Here is an 18,396-nt window from a genome sequence, read left to right on the forward strand (position 1 = left end):
GGGCCTACCGCCCGAAACTACCCGGCGTGGGGGCGCCGGTGGACTAGCGGTGCTTGGGAACGCGGATCAGCCGCGCGGTCCGCGTGCCGCCGGAGCGCTCCCCGGCGACGAGCACCTGGTCGCCGCCGGCCAGTCCCTTGAGTGACGACTTCTCGCCGTTCTTGCGGACGCGGGTCTTGCCGTCGGACGTCCACGTCCAGGAGACGCCGTCGTCGCTGCGAACGGTCACCCCGGTCGCCGAGACAGCGGTGATCTTGCCGCGCTGCCAGGTGGCGAGGTGGAACCCGTCCTTGCGCTTCACGGTGGCCTCACCGTGGACGCCGCGCAGCGCGCGCGCCCGGCGGAACGGGTGCCCCTTGCCGGGGTGGCCGTGGCCCGCATGCGCCGTGGGCGAGGGGGAGGGGGCGGGGTCGTCGGCGAAGGCGGGGACGGAGAAGTAGAGGCCGAGCCCGAGCAGCCCGGCGGCACCGGCCCCGGCCGCGATCGTCTTCCGGTTGTTTCGCATGCCGCACATGTAAGCGGCCGCGCCTGGCAGAAGCCCACACGGAACCCTGGGAGAACCCTGAGAGTTCCCCGAACCCCACCCACCCCCCGACCGGCAAGCCCCCGACACGCAAGACCCCTTACGGGCGCGGGCCTCTGGCGGGCACGGGTTCCTGGCCGGCGCGAGTCCCCGAACGGCACCGGCCTCTGACCGGCCCGAGCCCAGAGCGGTACGGGCTCCTGAACGCTCTAGATGTGCAGATAGGAGCCGTGGTCAGTCGGCCTGGCTGAATATGGCTGGGCAGGAGTTTTCTGGCCCCTCTTGTGGTCTTGCTCTGGGCCTTCGTCGGGTGCTTCGAGCCGCCACCATCAGGGACGCGTCTCGCCATCCCCGGGACGCCGCACGTTCGGGCGGCGCCGGGGGCGGGTCAGATGGTGTCGGGAGCGGTCCAACTTGTGCTGGCGCAGGTCCAGCTCGTCCCGGGCCGGGTCCGGTGGGTGTTCGGGGCGGTCAGGTTGGTTGCGGCGCGGGTCCAGCTCGTGCCGGGAGCGGTCCAACCCGGGCTGGAGCTGGCGGCGATCTTGCTCTTTCGTATCATATACAGATGGTAATCAAACAACAACGCAGAGTAAAGAGCAGGTGGTGGGCCCGATGGCGACACACCGGTGTGACCAGGGGTGCCGTCTGCTTGCCGGTGATTCGGGGGACGGCCACAGGCTTCTACTCGGAGGTCAGGGTTTCCAGGACCTGGTCGCCGTACTTGGCGAGTTTGTTCTCGCCGACGCCGTTGACGCGGCCCAGTTCCGCCAGGGAGGTGGGGAGGGCGGTGGCGATCTCGCGCAGGGTCGCGTCGTGGAAGATGACGTAGGCGGGGACGCCCTGCTCCTTGGCCGTCGCGGCACGCCAGGCGCGGAGCCGCTCGAAGATCGGCATCGACTCGACGGGGAGCTCGACCTGGGGCTTGGCCGCCTTGGCGGTCTTCGCCGCCTTCGCGGCGGGGCGTTCGGCCTCGCGGCGCATCATCACCTTGCGCTCGCCGCGCAGCACGGCGCCGCTCTCGTCGGTCAGGACGAGCGTGCCGTGGTTGCTCTCCACCGCGATCAGGCCCTGCGCGAGGAGCTGGCGGACGACGCCGCGCCACTCGACGTCGCGCAGTTCGGTGCCGATGCCGAAGACCTTCAGCGAGTCGTGGTCGAACTGGATGACCTTCGCGTTCTTCCTGCCGAGGAGGATGTCGACGATGTGGCCGGCGCCGAACTTCTGGCGCCGTTCGCGGTCGAGGCGGACCACGGTCGACAGGACCTTCTGGGCGGGGACGGTCGCGTCCCACGTCTCGGGCGGTGTGAGGCAGGTGTCGCAGTTGCCGCAGGGCTCGCCGGACTGGCCGAAGTAGTTCAGCAGCTGGACGCGGCGGCACTCGACCGTCTCGCAGAGGGCGAGCATGGAGTCGAGGTGCATGCCCTGGCGGCGGCGGTGCGCGGCGTCGCCCTCGCCGCCGTCGATCATCTTGCGCAGGTTGACGACGTCCTGCAGGCCGTAGGCGAGCCAGGCGGTGGACGGGAGGCCGTCGCGTCCGGCGCGGCCCGTCTCCTGGTAGTAGCCCTCGACGGACTTGGGCAGGTCGAGGTGGGCGACGAAGCGGACGTCGGGCTTGTCGATGCCCATGCCGAACGCGATGGTCGCGACCATGACGAGGCCCTCTTCGCGCAGGAAGCGCGCCTGGTTCGCGGCGCGGATCCCGGCGTCGAGGCCCGCGTGGTAGGGGAGGGCCTCGATGCCGTTCTCGGTCAGGAACGCGGCGTGCTTCTCGACCGAGTTGCGGGACAGGCAGTAGACGATGCCCGCGTCGCCCTTGTGCTCGCTCTGGAGCAGGCGCAGCAGCTGGCGCTTGGCGTCGGTCTTCGGCTCGATCCGGTACTGGATGTTGGGACGGTCGAAGCTCGCCACGAAGTGGCGGGCCTGCTCCAGCTGGAGGCGGGACGCGATCTCGCCGCGGGTGGCCTCGGTGGCGGTCGCGGTGAGCGCGATGCGGGGGACGTCGGGCCAGCGTTCGTGCAGGCCGGACAGCGTCAGGTAGTCGGGGCGGAAGTCGTGCCCCCACTGCGACACGCAGTGCGCCTCGTCGATCGCGAACAGGGAGACGTCGCCCCGGTCGAGCAGCTCGACGGTCGCGGCGAGCTTCAACCGCTCCGGCGCCAGGTACAGCAGGTCGAGCTCGCCCGTCGTGAACTGGGCCTCGACCACGCGGCGCTCGTCGAAGTCCTGGGTGGAGTTGAGGAAGCCCGCGCGGACGCCGAGGGCGCGCAGGGCGTCCACCTGGTCCTGCATGAGGGCGATGAGGGGCGAGACGACGACGCCGGTGCCCTTCCGGACGAGCGCCGGGATCTGGTAGCACAGCGACTTGCCGCCGCCGGTCGGCATCAGGACGAGGGCGTCCCCGCCGGCGACCACATGCTCGATGATCTCCCGCTGGCCGTCCCGGAACGCGTCGTAGCCGAACACGCGCCGCAGGGTCTCGAGGGTCTCCGGGGTCTCAGGGGAAGTCACCGGGCCATACTACGAACCGCCGCGGACACCCGTCCCCGGAACCTTCACCTGTGGACGACCGCCTCCGCGAGCTCGGGGGTCAGCTCGTCGAGGCCGTTCGCGACGTGCGCGGCCAGCGCCAGCGCGTCGGCCGCCGGCGGGTGCGCCGGGCGCGGGATCGCGATCACCGCCATGCCCGCCGCGTGCGCCGACCGCAGCCCGTTGCTGGAGTCCTCGATCGCGACACAGGCCCGCGCCGGCACCTCCAGCCGCGCCGCGACGGTGAGGTAGCCGTCCGGAGCGGGCTTGCCGTTCTCGACCTCCTCGGTCGACACGGTCGCGTGGAACAGGCCGTCCACCCCGAGATGCCCGAGCACGAGGTCGATCAGGGCGCGGGGGGACGAGCTGGCCAGCCCGAGCGGGCGGTATCCGGCCATCCGGCGGACGGCGTCCTCGGCGCCCGGCAGCAGGGGCGGCCCGTCCACGTACCGCTGCGACATCCGGTCGACCACCTCGTAGGCGACCTCCTCGGCCGTGACGCCGTCGACCAGGTCGGTGGCGATGTAGTCCGCCCACTCCTCGGTGCTCATGCCCATGAGCCGGTCCTGGGTGTCGGACAGCCAGCGCCCGCCGCGCTCGGCGACGTAGCCGCGCCGCACCTCCTCCCACACCGGCTCGGAGTCGATCAGGACGCCGTCCAGGTCGAACACGATGGCCTGCACGGACATGGGGCCTCCACGGGTCTCGGGCGACGTCCCGTCACTACCCGCCGCGATCACTTCGGAACCCGGTGCGGTCACTTCGGACGAACGCCATCTGACCAGCATTTATCCGACGAATACGACATGATCGAGTTGCGGTCTGGCATGGTGGGGTCCCTCCGTTCCCCCTCCGGAGTCTCTCGCGAAGGAGATGTGCCCATGGTGTTCCTCGGTTTCCTCCTGGTCGCGGCCGCCATCGCCGTCGGCGCCGGCGTCGTCATGGACAACACCGGCCCGGCGGACCTCGTCGTCTTCGGCCAGGCCGTCCCGGGCCTGGAGAGCGAATGGCAGGTGTTCCTCTCCGGCGCGGCCGTGTCCCTCGTCTTCCTCGTCGGCATGACGCTCGCCTACACGGGCGCCGCCCGCCGCATCCGCAACCGCCGCGACCTGCGCGACCTCCGCGAGGAGCACGAGGAGTCCCTGACCACGCTGGAGATGGAGAAGCGCCGCCTGGAGCGCGAACTCGCCCGCGTCCGGCAGAACTCGTCCCCGCGGAACGTCGCGCCGCGCGAGCCCGCCGTGCAGGGCGCCCGCGTGGCGGGCCGGGGGTCCGGCGCCCGCTCGCAGCCCGCCGCCACCTCCCCGTTCTTCGACCGCACCGAGTAGGACGCCCGCGCCGGGCGGGTCATTCGCGGTGATGACGGGAGTCTCCGCCCGGATCGTTTCTCAGTGGGATGACATGGCCGGTTCCCGGCCAGCATGATGCATGGCGTGCGCATTCTTCTCAAGGTCGTCGCCACCGCGGTCGCCCTGTGGGTCGCCACGGTCCTGATCGACGGCATCACGCTCGGCGACCAGACCACCGGTCGGCGGATCCTCACGCTGGTCGCGGTCGCCGCCATCTTCGGGCTGGTCAACGCCGTCCTCAAGCCGATCATCAAGACCCTCGGCTGCGCCTTCTACGTCATCACGCTCGGCCTCATCGGGCTCGTCGTGAACGCGCTGCTGCTCTGGCTGACGAGCGAGCTGGCGGAGGGGCTCGACCTGCCGTTCCACGTGACCGGGTTCTGGCCCGCCTTCTGGGGCGCGATCGTCGTCGGTGTCGTCGGCTGGCTCCTTCACCTGTTCCTCCCCGACGACGACAAGGACCGGGACTAGGGCCTGTCTCGAAGTCGCCTCAGCCACGCGCGCGAACGCGTGACCTGGCCGGTGGAGCGAGGCCGGAGGCGAGCGGAGCCGGGCGGATCGCGAAGCGATGCCGCGTTCGCCCAGGCCAGGTCACGTAGCGAGCCGCAGGCGAGCTACGTGGGCCGGGACTGTTGAAACACCGCCGCCAGGCGAGCGAAGTGGGCCGGGACTGTGAAACACGGACTAGTCCACCAGGCCGGGCGCGGCCGTCGAGGCGCGCTCGAACGGGCTCAGCTCCAGCCGCCCGGACGGCGAGCCCTCGTACTCCCGGTAGCCCGGCGGGCGCGTCCCGGCCGTCCCCACGAGGATCCAGCGGCGCGCCCGGACGGCCCCGATCAGGAACTCGCCGTCGGTCACCGTGCCCGCGTCCGCGACGATCAGAGCGTCGAACTCCTCGTCGCGGACGGTCAGCCCGGCGCCCGCCGGCGTCCCGACGACGAGGTCGGCGGTGCGGAGCAGGACCTCGCCGCCCGCCGCCCGGCCGCCCTCCAGGTAGCCGGTGAGCTCCTCGATCCGGGCCATCGCGCGGCGCTGGTGCGCGGGGACGGCCTCCGGGTCGTCGGCGGGGTCGGCGCCGCAGATCTCCAGGACGTTCTCCCGCGACCGCCCCTCGGCCGCCGCCACCGTCTCCAGCTCGGCCTCCAGCTCGGCGATCTCCGCCGCGGCCTCCTCCGTGCGGCGCGCCAGCTCGGCCCCGGTCTCCGCCGCGCGCGCCGCCGCGGCCTCCGCGTCCGACCGGGCCTGCGCCGCCGCCGCCAGCGCCGCCTCGCGGGACGTCCGCGCGGCGGTCGCCCGCTCCTCGATCGCCTGCGCGACCTGGTGCGCCGCGCGGGCCCGCAGGCCCGCCTCGGTGGCCCGCTCGACCGCCTCCGACGCCTGCCGCGCCTGCTCCTGGTGCTCGGCGCCGACCTTCTCCCGCTCCGCCGCGAGCCAGGTCAGCTCCGTCCCGAGCCGCTCCTGGGCCTCCTGCGCCGCCTTCAGCCGCGCCCCGCCCTCGGACACGAACGACGCCAGCCCGCGCCGCACCCGCTCCGCGTGCTCCGCCGCCTCCTTGGCCTCCCGCGCCCGCGTCGCCGCCTCGTCCGCCTCCCGCGTCCGGGCCTTGGCCTCTTCGCGCAGGCCGCGCAGCTCCGACGGCGGCGACGCCACGTGCAGGCGCTGCCCGAGCGTCATCTTGCGGCGCAGCGCAGACAGCGCCGACTCCGCCGACACCAGCCGGTAGTACGCGGCGTGCCCCTCCGCCGCGGCGTCGGCGTCGGCCGCCGTCAGCCGGTGCGCCTCCTCGGCCGCGCCGGGCAGCGCCTCCCGCGCCCGCGCGAGCTCGTCGGTGAGGGACGCCTCCGCCTGCCGCGCGCCCTGCAACTCCGCCTGCGCCGTCTTGGCCCGCTCATCGATCTGGACGCACCGCGCGTAGGCGGCGTCGGCGGTCCGGGTCTGCGCCGCCGCCTCGGCGCCCGCCTCGTCCGCGGCCCTCTGCAGCCGCTCCGCCTCGGCCCGCGGCCCCTCCAGCTCCGCCTCGGCCTCCTCCTGGACGCCGGACAGCCGCTCCGCCTCGGCGTCGGCGTCGGCCGCCGCCTCCTGCGCGCCCGCCGCGGCGGCCCGCGCCTCCTCGATCGCTTCGGCCAGGCCCGCCTTCTCCGCCTCGAGCTGCTCGGCCCGCCGCAGGTTCTCCGCCCGGACGGACTGGAGCGCCGCCGCGTCCCGCGGCCACTGCTCCAGCGACATCAGCCCGCGCTGCAGCAGCCGCGCCTCCGTCTGCCACGACAGCCGCCACGCCTCCCCGACCGGACGGAGCGCCGCCGACCGCACCCGCGTCTCCGGCGCCGACGGCCCCTCCTCGGGCTCCACCGGCTCCACGGGCGGCAGCGAGGGCAGCGGCTCGGCCCTGGTCACCGCGGCCTCCGGCTCCGGCAGCGCGCCGGTCAGGGGCTTGAACTCGACCGTCCCGTTGGACCCCGGATCCCGCAGCGGCGGCTCCTGCTCGGCGGGCGGCTCCTCGACGGGCGGCAGCGCCTGCGTCCGCACCGACCGCGCCTCCGCCGTCTCCGGCCGCGTCTCGATCAGCAGCGAGAAGACGTCGGGGTCGCCCTCCACACCGCGCAGCAGCTCGGCGGCCCTCTCGGGGGTGGGGGCGATCAGCAGGGCCCGCCCGTCCGCCTCCGTGAGCTCCCTGACCGCGTCCCGGACGACCCGGGCGTCGTCGCCCTCGTCCACCTGGACGAGCCGCGGCGCCTCCGCGCCTTCCAGCGTCCCGGGCGCCACCAGGAACCGGGCGAGCACGTCCCAGTCCCCCGCGACCTGACCGTCCCGCAGTGCCCGGACCGCCCCGATGTGCGGCGCCCACCCCACCGGCGGCACGTCCTCGGGCACCTCCCGCAGCCGCGCGTCGAGCCCCTCGTAGAACTCGGTCAGCGGCCCGTAGACGCTCTCGACCAGCTCACGCCAGCCCTCCTCGCCCGTCTCCGTCCCCAACGGAGGCGTCGGCTCGGCGACATCGATCGGCACCGTCCCCAGAGCCGCCCGAGGATCAAGCCCTTCCTCCTCGACACCCTGTTCCGGGACGACCACGCCGTCCGCAGCATCCACGCCCTCTCCGTCACCAGACGGCTCAACCACGGACAACTCGTGAACGCGTGTGGACTCGCTACCGGCGGAGCCCCCACCGGCCAGGTCGGCAGGCGCCGGCTCCTGACCGGCCACACCGTCGCCCTGCCCGCCGACAGGCACCTCACCAAGGAGTGGCTCCTGAACGCGCGTGAACTCGCTAGCCGCGGGGTCCCCAGCGGCCAGGTCCGCAGGCGCCGGTTCCTGATCGCTCTCGCCGTCGCCCTGTCCGCCCCCGGGTGGCGCAGTCGCGGGCAGGTCATGGGCGCGTGTGGATTCGTTGCCGACGAGGTCCCCAGCGGGCGGGGTGGCGGGTGGTGGTTGCTGGGTGGCTACGCCTTCGGCTTGGCCGCCCGCGGGTGGCGCGGTCGCGGGCAGTTCGTGAGCGCGTGTGGCTTCGCTGGCGGCGGGGTCTCCAGCGGTGGGGTTGGCGGGTGGCTCCGGGGAGCTGGACTGCTTCGACTGCGCGTCCGCTGCGGTGAGGTCTGGTAGGTCGATGGCCGTTGTGTCTGCGGCGGGTGCTGGAGCCGGGGGTGGGGTGTTCGTGGGCTCGGCTGGCGCGGTCGGGGCTTCGTTGGCCGGTGGTGTGGCGCCGGACGGTGGCTCGCCGGTTTCGGGCGGGGTGACGGCTGGGAGGGCCTGGGTGGCCTCGGCGGGTGGTTCCTGCTCGTCCACGGTGGGGAGGGGGACGGTGACCGTGGGGAGGTCGGAGTCCGGGACGTAGGGGGGTCCGGTGTTCTCGTCGGGTCCGTTGGTTTCCGAAGGCTGGTTCACGACGCCATCCCGTCCCAGATCGATCGTCCGGGGCCAGTATGTTCCCCTTCTGCTCCGGACTAACGTCTCACAGGTCGCGAGCTCAGCGATGTCCCGCCAGAGCGGCGTGATGATCTTCACCGGGGCGGGGTTCGGGGTCGGGGTGGACGACGGCTCCGGCCAGGCGGGGGAGGGCGTGCAGGAGGCTGTGCTCGGCGTCCACGGCGATCCGGTGGGCGTGGACGACGGTGGCGGCCGGGTCGACGATTACGTCGCATTCGGCGCGCAGACTGTGGCCGATCCAGCGAAGTCGGACGTCGCCCACGGCCCGGACGCCGGGCGTGGCGGAGAGGGCGGCTTCGGCCCGGTCGACCAGGGCGGGGTCGACGGCGTCCATCAGGCGGCGCCACACCTCACGGGCCGTCTGCCACAGGACGGTCAGGATCGCCACCGTGATGAGCAGGCCGACGACCGGGTCGGCCCAGGGGGCGCCCAGGGCGACACCGGCGGCGCCCAACAGGACGGCCAGTGACGCGAAGCCGTCCGTGCGGGCGTGAAGACCGTCGGCGACCAGCGCGGCGGACCCGATGCGGCGGCCTGTGCGGATGCGGTAGCGGGCCACCAGTTCGTTGCCCAGGAAGCCGACCAGTGCGGCGCCCGCCACGGCGGCCACGTGTTCCACAGGCTGTGGATGGGCCAGGCGCTGGACGGCGGTGTACCCGGCGACGGCGCAGGACGCGGCGATGGCCAGGACGATGACGACGCCCGCCAGGTCCTCGGCGCGGCCGTACCCGTAGGTGTACCGGCGGGACGGCGGGCGGCGGCCGAGCAGGAACGCGATGCCCAGCGGGACGGCCGTCAGCGCGTCGGCGGCGTTGTGGAGCGTGTCGCCCAGCAGCGCGACCGAACCGGTGAACGCGACCACGGCGGCTTGCAGTGCCGTGGTCGCGCCCAGGGCCACCAGGGAGATCCACAGGGCGCGCATGCCCTGGGCGCTCGCCTCCATGGCGGAGTCCACCTTGTCGGCCGCCTCGTGCGAGTGCGGGCGCATCAGGTGGGTGAGGCGCCCTTTGCGCGAGTGCCCGTGGCCGTGACCGTGTCCGCTCATCCTCCGATGATGAACCGGAAAACCCGTTGCAGCACCTCGACACCTGCGGTGTTGTCGCAGGTACGCGGGCTGTGTCAGTGCGGGTTGGTGGCCAGAAGCTCCGCCAGGAGGTCGTCCAGGGTGACGATGCCGGTGAACTCGTCGTGGTCGTCGTTGACCACGGCGAGCTGGGCGCGGCCGCGGCGCATGCGGCTGACCGCGTCCAGCACGGTCGTCTTCGCCGTGAGGACGGGGGCCGGGTGCGCCAGCTCGCCCGCCCGGCGTTCGTCGCCCGGCTCGATGATGGCGGCCCGGACGTGGACGATCCCCGTCATCGCGCCGTCCAGGTCGCGGACCAGCAGGCGGCTGTGGCCGCTGGCCGTGGCGGTGCGGCGGATCTGCGCGGCGGTCGCGTCCGCGTCGATCGTGGTGACGGAGGTGGCGGGCACGACGAGGCGGCCGACCGTGGCCTCCCGCGCCGAGATCGCCCGGTGCAGCAGCTCGTGGTCGCGGCGCCCGATGAGGCCGAGGCGGCGGGACTCGCCGACGAGGTGGCTGAGCCGCGCCGGGTCGGTGTGGCTGTCCAGCTCGTCCTTCGGCGTGACGCGGATGAGCCGCAGCAGGGCGTTGGTCACGGCGTTCAGCGCCGACAGGATCGGGCGGGACACCTTCGCGAACGCGCGGAACGGCAGGGCGAGGATCATCGCCGACCGCTCCGGGTGCGCGATCGCCCACGACTTCGGCGCCATCTCGCCGATGACCATGTGCAGGAACGTCACGACGGCGAGCGCGCAGCCGAGCGCGATGGCCTTGGAGCCCGCCTCAGGGACGCCGAGCGCGTGCAGCGGCGGTTCGAGGAAGTGCTCGAACGCGGGCTCGGTGACGATGGCGAGGCCGAGCGAGCACATCGTGATGCCGAACTGCGCGCCGGCGAGCATGAGCGACAGCTCGCGGACGCCCGCGACGGCGGCCACGGCGGGGCGGCTGCCCTTGGCCGCGGCGCGTTCGAGCTGCGGGCGGTTGGCCGCGACCAGCGCGAACTCGGCGGCGACGAAGAAGCCGTTGCCGAGCAGCAGCGCGGCGGTGATCAGCAGCGAGGTCAGCGGGTCCACGCGACCTCCTCCTCGCCGGACGGGACGTCCGCGGGCGCGGCCGCGCGGATCAGGATCTTCTCGGCGACCCGGCGGGCCACGCTCACGACCTCCAGTTCGACGGCGCCGCCGTCCAGTGCGACGGTGAGGCGGTCGCCGGGGCTCGGCAGCCGCCGCAGCTCCGCCATGACGAGGCCGCCCAGGGTGTCGTAGGCGTCGCCCTCGGGCAGGTCGAGGCCGGTGAGGCGGCCGACCTCGTCGATGCGCATGCCGGCGTCGACCAGCCAGGACCCGTCGGGCCCGGACTCCGGGGCGTCCTCGGGGCCGTCGGTCTCGTCGGCGATCTCCCCGACGAGCTCCTCGGCGACGTCCTCGAAGGTGAGGATGCCGGCGAGCCCGCCGTACTCGTCCACGACGCAGGCGAACTCCTCGCCGGAGTCGCGCATGTGCTCGATGACGCCGTACAGCGGCTGGCTGCCGGGCACCAGCAGCGCGGGCCGGGCGACGGACCCGACCGGGGTGGACGGGTCGAGCGCGTCGTCGGCGACCTCGCGGACGCCCGCGACGCCGACGACGTCGTCGACCTCCGTCCCGTAGACGGGGTAGGCGCTGTGCCCGGTCTCGCGGATCAGCGCGACCAGGTCGGCGAGCGGCGCGGTCGCCGGCAGCGCGCGGACGTGCGGGCGCGGCACCATGACCTCGTCGGCCGTGAGGTCGCCGAACGACAGGGCGCGGTCGAGCAGGCCGGACAGGTCGGCGGGCAGGTGCCCGGCGCTGTGCGACTTGCCGATGATGTCGCCGAGCTCCTCGAGCGTGGCGCCGCTGTGCAGTTCCTCGACGGGCTCGACGCCCACGGCGCGCAGCAGCCGCTCCGCCGCGCGGTCGAACAGCCTGATCAGCGGCCCCGCGACCGTCAGGTAGACGAGCGTTGACGCGGCCAGTACGCGCGCGAGCTGCTCGGCGCGGGCCAGGGCGAGGTTCTTCGGGAACAGCTCGCCGAGGAGCATCTGGATGAGCGTCGCCAGGACGAAGCCAGTCGCGAGGGCGATGGCGCCCGTCGCCCCTTCGGGGATGCCCACCAGGCCCAGCAGCGGCTGGATCAGCTCGGCGAGGGCGGGTTTGGCGATGAAGCCGACGACCAGGGTCGTCATCGTGATGCCGAGCTGCGCGCCCGACAGCATGAAGGAGACCCTGCCGATGACCTTGAGGGCTCTGCGGGCGGAGGTGTCGCCGCGTTCGGCGGCCTGCTCCAGGGTCGCGCGGTCGGCGGCGACGTAGGCGAACTCCTGGGCGACGAAGTATCCGGTGGCGGCGGTGAGGACGATCACCGCGAGGACTCCCAGTGCCGCGCTCAGCATGGGGCACCGGGTCTATGACTGGGGTCCGACACCGCGGACTCACCACTCCTCTCGTTAAATGACGTATCTGTCGTAACGTCACCAGGGACAACGAGGTTCCCCCTGCACAGGGTACGGGCACGTGAGGATCAGCGGAGAGCGGCGGTCCCGCGACGCGGACCTGTCGAGACGGAAAGCACCTTGTCTCGGTTAGTGTCACGGATCACACTTGTATGAGAGCGTACGTCCGATACTGGACCGGTCCGTGCTCCCAGACCGGCTCTGCGGGCATGCTCAGGGGGGACCGAGAAGACGATCGCGGGGCAGACGTTGGACCAGAGCGGGGCAGGGGCCGCCGCGCCCATGAGCCGTGAAGGCGTCGACCATGCCCTGCGCACGCTCCGGGACGAGCGCGACCGCATCGCCGCGAACCTCCTCGAACTGGAACGCCACGACGGCGGCCGCCTGCTCAAGGGCGCCCGGCTCACCGGCGAGACGTGGCGGCGCTGGGACGTGGCGCAGGCCCGGCTGGCGACGCTGTGGCGCCTGTTCGACGCCTACCAGCGCGTCCTGGACGCGGCGGGCGAGCTGCGCGAGCGGTCGCCCCGGCTGGACCCGGCCGCGCTGATGGAGCTGTCCGGCCTGCTGTCGGGCCAGTCGGTGGAGCTGCCCGACGGGCAGATCCCGCTGGAGCACCGGACGCTGCTCGGCCCGCAGGAGCGCCGCATCACGCTGGACGAGGCCGTCGCGATGATGTCGGACGCCTACGAGTTCGTCGCGGGCGAGATCACCGCCGCCGACGCCGCCTGGTCGGCGCTGCTCCAGCCGCTGGAGGACGCCGAGGAGAGCTGGCGCAGGACGGCGCGGCTGGCGCACTCGCTGGACGGCACCCGGCATCCGGAGCTGGACCGGGTCGGCCGCGAGCTGACCGCGCTCGGCCGGCTCGTCCGCACCGACCCGCTGTCGCTGGTCAAGGACGGCCACGCCGACACCGCCCGCCTCGACCGCGTCTGCGCCATACTGACCTCGCTCGGCGACGAACTCGCCGGCGTCGCCCGGATGCGCGAGGACTACGAGGAGCTCGTGGCTCGGGTCGCGGCCTCCGTCGAGGAGGTCGAGGAGACGGAGCGGCGGGCCCACGACGCCCACGCGACGGCCCTCGACAAGATCCACTCCCCGAACCTCCCGGAGCCCTCGCGGGGCCTCGGCGCAGCGCTGCGCGACCGGCTCGCCGCCCTCGAGCGGCTGCGCGAGGCCGGCCGCTGGGTGGAGATGGCGGGACGCTTCGCCGAGCTGGAGCACGCCGTCGAGGAGGCGCTGGAACGGGCGCGCGGTGACCTGCGTCTCAGTGCCGGGCTGCTCGACCGGCGGGGTGAGCTGCGGGGGCGCCTGGAGGCGTACCGGGCGAAGGCCGCGCGGCTCGGCCTGGCCGAGGACGAGCGGCTCACCGTGCTGTACGGGGAGGCGCGCGAGGTGCTGTGGACGGCGCCCTGCGATCTGCGCAGGGCGACCACGGTGCTGGCGGAGTACCAGCGAGCGATCAGGGCGTGCGAGAGCGAGACGGGGACCCGGCGATGAACCGATGCACCCAGCCCGGCTGCACGGGCGAGGTGGAGGCGGACGGCTTCTGCGACGTCTGCGGCATGGCTCCCGCCGTGGCACCGCCACCGAACTCGTCTTCGCAGCGGGCGCCCCAGCAGGCGCCTCCCGCGGCTCGGCCGGCGCCTCAGCCCGCGTCCGCGTCCCAGCCGGCGCCGTCCCATCCCGCCGTGCCGATCAATCCGTCGCACACCGGTCCGGCGCCCATCGGCCCGTCACCGGGCGGTCCGGCGCAGCCCGCCCGGACGGCGGCGCCCGTGCGTCCGGCCGCGCCCGCGATGCCCGGCTACCCGGGCGCGTACGGGCGGCCTCCGGGCTCGGCCCCGGGCGCCGCCGGGCAGGCGCCGGTGACCACTCCGGCGGCTCCCGCGCCTCCCGCGGGCATGCCGCCGGGCTCGTCCGGCCAGAGCGGGCGCAGCGGGCAGGGGTCCTCGTACGGCAGCGCGCCGACGAGCGGGTCGGGCAGCGTCGGGTCCGGGCGGACGGCCTCGCGCGGCGGCACCCGCGGGACGGGCTCCAGCGGCTCGGCCAGGCGCGGGATGCTCGGCGCGGGGCTCGTCGAGGTGCCGCCGGTGCCGGCCCGCGACCCCGCCTCGGCGATCATGGAGAATCCGGAGGTGCCGGAGAACCGGCGCTTCTGCAGCAAGTGCGACGAGAAGGTCGGGCGCAGCCGGGGCGGCCGCCCGGGACGCACCGAGGGCTTCTGCCGCAACTGCGGCCACCCGTTCTCCTTCACCCCGAAGCTGCGGCCGGGCGAGATGATCGGCGGCCAGTACGAGGTGCTCGGCTGCCTCGCCCACGGCGGGCTCGGCTGGGTGTACCTGGCGCGCGACCACAACGTGAGCGAGCGGTGGGTCGTCCTCAAGGGCCTGCTCGACACCGGCGACGCCGACTCGCTCGCCGCCGCGACCGCCGAGCGCGCGTTCCTCGCCGAGGTCGAGCACCCGAACATCGTCAAGATCTACAACTTCGTGCGGCACGGCGAGTCCGGCTACATCGTCATGGAGTACGTCGGCGGCCGCTCGCTGAAGGACATCCTGCTCAGCGCCCGCCAGGCGCAGGGCGACCAGGCGTCGCTGCCGCTCGGCCAGGTCATCGCCTACGGCCTGGAGGTGCTGAGCGCCCTCGGCTACCTGCACGGCGTCGGGCTGCTGTACTGCGACTTCAAGCCCGACAACGCGATCCAGTCCGAGGAGCAGCTCAAGCTGATCGACCTCGGCGGCGTCCGGCGGGCCTTCGACGCGGACAGCCCGATCTTCGGCACGCCCGGCTACCAGGCCCCCGAGATCGGCTCGCAGGGCCCCTCGGTCAGCTCCGACCTCTACACCGTCGGCCGCACGCTGGCGGTGCTGAGCTTCCCGTTCCGCGGCTACACCGGGCGGCACCTGCGCAGCCTGCCGCCGCGCGAGGAGGTGCCGCTGTTCCAGCGGCACGAGTCCTACCACCGGCTGCTGCGCCGGGCCACGCACCCCGACCCGGCCCGCCGGTTCCAGAGCGCCGCCGAGATGGCCGAGCAGCTCACCGGCGTGCTGCGGGAGGTCCTGTCGGCGGAGGACGGGCGCCCGCGCCCCGCGCCGTCCCCGCTGTTCGGGCCGGAGCAGCAGACGGCCGGAACCGAGATCGTCGGCGGTCTGGACGGCGCCCGGGGGAGCGGCGGGGCACCGCCGATCCTGGCCCCGGTGGAGCCGGCCGCCGCCGCGGCGGCGCTGCCCGTCCCGCTGGTGTACGCCTCCGACCCGGCGGCCGCGTTCCTCGCCGGGCTCACCGCCCGCGACCCCGCCGACCTGGCCGCGGCGCTGGCCTCCGCGCCGGTCGCGTCCCGCGAGGTGCGGCTCGCGCTGGTGCGCGTCCGGATCGAGCTGGGCGACCTCGACGGCGCCGCGCACCTCCTGGAGGACATCGCCGCCGAAGCCCCGGACGACTGGCGCGTCGACTGGTACCGGGGCGCGCGGGCCCTCGCCGGCGGGCGCGGCACCGAGGCCGTCGCGGTGTTCAACGACCTGTACGACCTCGCGCCCGGCGAGCAGGCGCCCAAGCTCGCGCTGGCGTTCTGCCACGAGACCCTGGGCGAGACGGCCGCCGCCGGCTACTACTACGAGACGGTCTGGCGGACCGATCCCACCCACGTCAGCGCGGCGTTCGGGCTGGCCCGAACCCGGCTCGCGGCGGGCGACCGGGCGTCCGCCGAACGCGTCCTCGACTCGGTCCCGCGGATCTCCAGCCACTACCTCGCCGCGCAGCTCGCCGCCGTCGCCACCGCCGTGCGGGGGCGCGGGGACGCCGAGCTGAACGCGCCCGCGCTCGTCGAGGCGGGACGGCGGCTGTCGTCCCTGCGCCTGGACACCGAGCGGTCGGCCGCGTTCGCCGCCGAGGTGCTGGAGGCGGCGCTGACCTGGGTCCGCGCCGGCCGCGGGACGACCCCGCCCGGCGTCCGGCAGCAGATCCTCGGCACCGACCTGGACGAGCAGGCCCTCCGCAAGAAGCTGGAGGACGTCTACCGCGTGCTCGCCAAGCTCGCCGACGGCGCCGAGCACCGCCACGCGATGGTCAAACGGGCCAACGCCGTCCGCCCGAGGACGCTCTTCTGAACATGAACGCGGACCAGCACACCCCCGTCGCGCTCTGCCGCACCTGCGGCGAGCCCGTCAACGAACGCGACCGCTTCTGCGAGGAGTGCGGGCGCCCCGACCCCACCACGCCCAGGACCCCGCCGCTCGGCACGGCCCTTCCGCACGCCTCGCCGACCCCGGCTTCCCGCGCGGCCCCGTTCGCGCCCAACCCGGTCCCCCGCCAGCGTGAGCAGCCGCCCAGCGCACCCCAGGCCGACCCGGGCACCGCGGCCGGGGGCGCCTGCGTGGACTGCGGCGTCGGCGCCGTCGGCGCGGACGGGTACTGCGAGCAGTGCGGGCTGCGGCAGCCGAGCGGGCGGGAGCACGTCGAGGCCGAGGCCGGGCGGTCCGGGGCGGCGGTGAGCGACCTCGGGCTGCGGCGCAGCCGGAACGAGGACGCGTTCGCGCTGGCGGAGCTGCCCGCGGGCGTGTGCGCCGTGGTGTGCGACGGGGTCGCGACGGCGCCCGGGTCGGAGGAGGCGTCGCGGCTGGCCGCCGAAGCGGCGCTGGCGGTGCTGACCGGCCGGGTCCCGGCCGGCGCCGACCCGCGGGGCGCGATGCGCGACGCGGCGGCGCGGGCGGGCGAGGTCGTGGCGGGGCTGCCCGGCGATCCCGACTCCTCGCCGGCGTGCACGTTCGTGTCGGCCGTCGTGGACGCGGGCGGCATCACCGTCGGCTGGGTCGGCGACAGCCGCGCCTACTGGCTCTCGCCGGCGGGCTCGTGCCGGCTCACCACGGACGACTCGTGGGCCTCGTCCATGATCGAGCAGGGTGCGATGAGCGCCGAGGAGGCGTGGGCCGACCGGCGGGCGCATGTGCTGACCGCCTGGCTGGGGGCCGACGCGGGCCCGCTCGACCCGCACGTGGCGGCGTTCCGGCCGACGGGACCGGGGCTGGTGGTGCTGTGCAGCGACGGGCTGTGGAACGACCTGCCGGAGCCGTCCGACCTCGCGGCCGTGGCGCTCACCGGCCGGGACGGCCCGCTGGACGCGGCGCGGCGGCTGGTGCGGGCGGCGCTGGACGCGGGAGGGCACGACAACGTGACGGTGGCGGTCCTTCGCTACCCGCCGCCAGGACCGAGCAGGGAGCGGGGCAGATGAGCGATTTTCCGGAGTTCGCCGTACGGGTGGACCAGAACCCCTACCTCCCGGCCGGCGGACGGGAGATGCACGCGATCGTCTCGGTGGAGGCGCGCGCGTCCGGCGGTCCGGGCCCGGCGGCGGACGGCGGGCGCGCCCCCGCCGCGGAGATCATCATGATCGACACGTCCGGGTCGATGTCGTACCGGGGCAAGATGGCGGCGGCGAAGCGGGCGGCGCGGGCGGCGGTGAACGTGCTGCGCGACGGCGTGCACTTCGCGGTGGTCGCGGGCGCGAACCGGCCGCGGATGGTCTTCCCGCAGGGGGAGCGGCTCGTCCGGGCGGACGCGGCGTCCCGGCGCGGCGCGGTGGACGCGGTGGGGCGGCTGGAGGCGGCCGGCGGGACGGCGATCGGGTCGTGGCTGCGGCTCGCCGACCGGCTGTTCACCGGGCACGACGCCGTCGCGGCGGGCGCCGTCAAGCACGCGATCCTGCTCACCGACGGCAAGAACCAGCACGAGTCCGACGAGGAGCTGGACGCCGCGCTGCGCCAGTGCACCGGCCGCTTCCTGTGCGACGCGCGCGGCGTCGGCACCGACTGGAACGTCGCGGAGCTCCGCAAGATCACCTCGGTGCTGCTGGGCGGGTTCCTGGACGTCCCCGACCCGGCCGACCTGGAGGCCGACTTCCTGGCGATGACGCGGGCCGCGATGAGCAAGCAGGTCGCGGACGTGACGCTGCGCGTGTGGACGCCGCAGCAGGCGCGGCTGCGGTTCGTCAAGCAGATGGTCCCCGCCGTGGAGGACCTCACCGCCCGCCGGGGCGAGTCGGGCCCGCAGACCGGCGACTACCCGCTCGGCGCGTGGGGCGACGAGAACCGCGAATACCACCTGTGCGTGGAGGTGCAGCCCGGCGACGTGGGCCGGCAGATGCGGGCCGCGTGGGTGAAGCTCGTCGCGGGCGACCAGGTCCTCGCGTCCGGCAACGTCATCGCCGAGTGGACCGACGACGAGGCCAGGTCGACGCGCATCAACGGCCGCGTCGCGCACCACACCGGGCAGTCCGAGCTCGCCGAGGCGATCCAGCAGGGCCTGGAGGCGCGGCGGGAGGGCGACGAGGACACCGCGACCGCCCGCCTCGGACGCGCCGTGGTGCTGGCGCGGGAGGTCGGCAACGAGCAGATCTCCGGCCTGCTCGACAAGGTCGTGGACGTGGTCGACCCGGCCCGCGGCACCGTGCGGCTGAAACGGGACGTGGCGAAGGCCGACGAGATGTCGCTCGACACCCGCTCCGTCCGGACCGTGCGGACCCGGCACGGCGACGCGGCAGGGGGCTGAG

The 18,396-nt window shown here is 74.3% G+C and carries 14 protein-coding genes; 6 read left to right on the top strand and 8 right to left on the bottom strand.

Annotated features, from left to right (window positions below; translation table 11 throughout):
* Positions 1–43: 43 nt before the first annotated feature.
* The 3 genes from AB0C84_RS21865 to AB0C84_RS21875 form a co-directional block, all read right to left on the bottom strand.
* Positions 44–505: a DUF5666 domain-containing protein gene (locus tag AB0C84_RS21865; RefSeq protein WP_361069150.1), complete on the bottom strand. Its 462-nt coding sequence runs from the start codon at positions 503–505 to the stop codon at positions 44–46.
* A 699-nt stretch (positions 506–1,204) separates the two neighbouring features.
* Positions 1,205–3,031 carry a DNA helicase RecQ gene (gene recQ / locus AB0C84_RS21870; RefSeq protein WP_361069153.1) on the bottom strand — a complete coding sequence of 609 codons (1,827 nt, stop codon included), beginning with the start codon at positions 3,029–3,031 and terminating at the stop codon, positions 1,205–1,207.
* A 44-nt stretch (positions 3,032–3,075) separates the two neighbouring features.
* Positions 3,076–3,738 carry an HAD family phosphatase gene (locus AB0C84_RS21875; protein WP_361069156.1) on the bottom strand — a complete coding sequence of 221 codons (663 nt, stop codon included), beginning with the start codon at positions 3,736–3,738 and terminating at the stop codon, positions 3,076–3,078.
* Between the two features lie 192 nt (positions 3,739–3,930).
* On the opposite strand from AB0C84_RS21875, the gene AB0C84_RS21880 reads away from it, so the two are divergent.
* Together AB0C84_RS21880 and AB0C84_RS21885 are read left to right on the top strand one after the other, a co-directional pair.
* Positions 3,931–4,377 (top strand): hypothetical protein, encoded by a 447-nt coding sequence (locus tag AB0C84_RS21880; RefSeq protein ID WP_361069160.1) that lies wholly within the window; start codon positions 3,931–3,933, stop codon positions 4,375–4,377.
* A gap of 105 nt (positions 4,378–4,482) precedes the next feature.
* Entirely contained in the window at positions 4,483–4,869 is a 387-nt protein-coding gene (locus AB0C84_RS21885; RefSeq protein ID WP_361069164.1) for a phage holin family protein, read from the top strand.
* A gap of 213 nt (positions 4,870–5,082) precedes the next feature.
* Here the strand turns inward: AB0C84_RS21885 and AB0C84_RS21890 are convergent, their stop codons facing one another.
* From AB0C84_RS21890 to AB0C84_RS21905, 4 genes are all read right to left on the bottom strand, one after another.
* A complete protein-coding gene (locus AB0C84_RS21890; RefSeq protein WP_361069167.1) occupies positions 5,083–7,485 on the bottom strand; it encodes a hypothetical protein in 2,403 nt (800 codons plus the stop codon).
* An 874-nt stretch (positions 7,486–8,359) separates the two neighbouring features.
* On the bottom strand, positions 8,360–9,364 hold the full coding sequence (locus AB0C84_RS21895; RefSeq protein ID WP_361069170.1) for a cation diffusion facilitator family transporter: 1,005 nt from the start codon (positions 9,362–9,364) through the stop codon (positions 8,360–8,362).
* A 74-nt stretch (positions 9,365–9,438) separates the two neighbouring features.
* Positions 9,439–10,455, bottom strand: coding sequence for a hemolysin family protein (locus tag AB0C84_RS21900; RefSeq protein WP_361069173.1), 1,017 nt, complete (start codon positions 10,453–10,455; stop codon positions 9,439–9,441).
* The gene (locus AB0C84_RS21905; protein ID WP_258940094.1) at positions 10,443–11,792 is read right to left on the bottom strand and encodes a hemolysin family protein; all 1,350 of its coding nucleotides are present in this window, start codon (positions 11,790–11,792) and stop codon (positions 10,443–10,445) included. The genes AB0C84_RS21900 and AB0C84_RS21905 overlap by 13 nt, the downstream gene beginning before the upstream one ends.
* A 342-nt stretch (positions 11,793–12,134) precedes the next feature.
* Between AB0C84_RS21905 and AB0C84_RS21910 the strand changes: the two genes are divergently transcribed.
* The gene (locus AB0C84_RS21910) at positions 12,135–13,349 is read left to right on the top strand and encodes a hypothetical protein (protein WP_361069178.1); all 1,215 of its coding nucleotides are present in this window, start codon (positions 12,135–12,137) and stop codon (positions 13,347–13,349) included.
* Between the two features lie 307 nt (positions 13,350–13,656).
* On the opposite strand, the gene AB0C84_RS21915 is transcribed toward AB0C84_RS21910, so the two are convergent.
* Entirely contained in the window at positions 13,657–13,974 is a 318-nt protein-coding gene (locus AB0C84_RS21915; protein ID WP_361069236.1) for a hypothetical protein, read from the bottom strand.
* On the opposite strand from AB0C84_RS21915, the gene AB0C84_RS21920 reads away from it, so the two are divergent.
* The 3 genes from AB0C84_RS21920 to AB0C84_RS21930 are packed head-to-tail and all read left to right on the top strand — an operon-like array spanning position 13,910 to position 18,395.
* Positions 13,910–15,958 (top strand): tetratricopeptide repeat protein, encoded by a 2,049-nt coding sequence (locus AB0C84_RS21920; RefSeq protein WP_361069230.1) that lies wholly within the window; start codon positions 13,910–13,912, stop codon positions 15,956–15,958. The genes AB0C84_RS21915 and AB0C84_RS21920 overlap by 65 nt on opposite strands.
* 2 nt (positions 15,959–15,960) lie before the next feature.
* Positions 15,961–17,079, top strand: a complete 1,119-nt coding sequence (locus AB0C84_RS21925) for a PP2C family serine/threonine-protein phosphatase (RefSeq protein ID WP_258940092.1) — start codon at positions 15,961–15,963, stop codon at positions 17,077–17,079.
* Positions 17,076–18,395: a VWA domain-containing protein gene (locus AB0C84_RS21930; protein WP_361069182.1), complete on the top strand. Its 1,320-nt coding sequence runs from the start codon at positions 17,076–17,078 to the stop codon at positions 18,393–18,395. The genes AB0C84_RS21925 and AB0C84_RS21930 overlap by 4 nt, the downstream gene beginning before the upstream one ends.
* Position 18,396: the final 1 nt, after the last annotated feature.

Source organism: Actinomadura sp. NPDC048955, assembly GCF_040649435.1.
In the GTDB taxonomy this organism is placed as follows: Bacteria; Actinomycetota; Actinomycetes; order Streptosporangiales; family Streptosporangiaceae; genus Spirillospora; species Spirillospora luteofluorescens.